The sequence below is a fragment of the Vibrio sp. 2304 genome (assembly GCF_033339475.1).
GTDB classification, from domain to species: Bacteria; Pseudomonadota; Gammaproteobacteria; order Enterobacterales; family Vibrionaceae; genus Vibrio; species Vibrio alginolyticus.
Window position 1 is genome coordinate 1 of the sequence record NZ_JAWOUQ010000069.1, and the last position, 654, is coordinate 654.

Sequence of the window (654 nt, forward strand, 5' to 3'; positions counted from 1 at the left end):
ACGCGTGGCATTTTTACTATGCGTTGGCTTTAGTGGTTAAGGTGTTATGCGGAACCTTCGGTATTGCGTGCCTCACACCTTAACAAGGCGTTATGCCTTTTGGGAGAAAATATGCAGTTTTACAAAGCAGATGAATATCAGGCATCTTGCGAAAGCCTGTTTCGTAAGTACGAACTTGAGATAGCTGCTTTACTCCCCGATGCATCTATTGAGCATATTGGAGCTTCCTCTATCCCTAATGCTGTATCTAAAGGTGACCTAGACATACTTGTTGGTGTTAACGGCAAGGAACTAGAAGATGCAGTAAAGTTACTTTCTACTCTAGGTTTCAACGAAAAATCCGATACGTTAAGAACTCCGGAGCTTTGCATGCTGGAAAATAGCTCAGGTGAGGATGTCGCTTTTCAAGTTGTAGCTAATGGTTCGGAATTTGAGTTTTTTGCGGGGTTTAGAGACAAACTCCGTAAAAATCCTGAGTTAGTTCAACGATACAATGAGCTGAAAATGTCTTGTACAGGTTGGTCTCACGAAGAGTATCGTCGGAAAAAATCAGCTTTTATTGAGCGCGTGTTAGGGCAGGCATAACAAACTGTTTAAGAGTGATTCGCAACGCGTGGCATTTTTACTATGCGTTGGTTTTAGTGTTTAAGGTGG

Annotated in this window: 1 protein-coding gene; it reads left to right on the plus strand. The window is 42.2% G+C overall.

Annotated elements, in window-relative coordinates:
- Nucleotides 1-111 precede the first annotated feature (111 nt).
- Nucleotides 112-585, plus strand: coding sequence for a GrpB family protein (locus tag R7P64_RS24290; RefSeq protein WP_213973665.1), 474 nt, complete (start codon nt 112-114; stop codon nt 583-585).
- The last annotated feature ends 69 nt before the right edge of the window (nt 586-654 follow it).

What these genes read in the sequence shown, in the direction of transcription:
- R7P64_RS24290 (WP_213973665.1), top strand. Translation starts at nt 112, where the DNA reads ATGCAGTTTTACAAAGCAGATGAATATCAGGCATCTTGCGAAAGCCTG.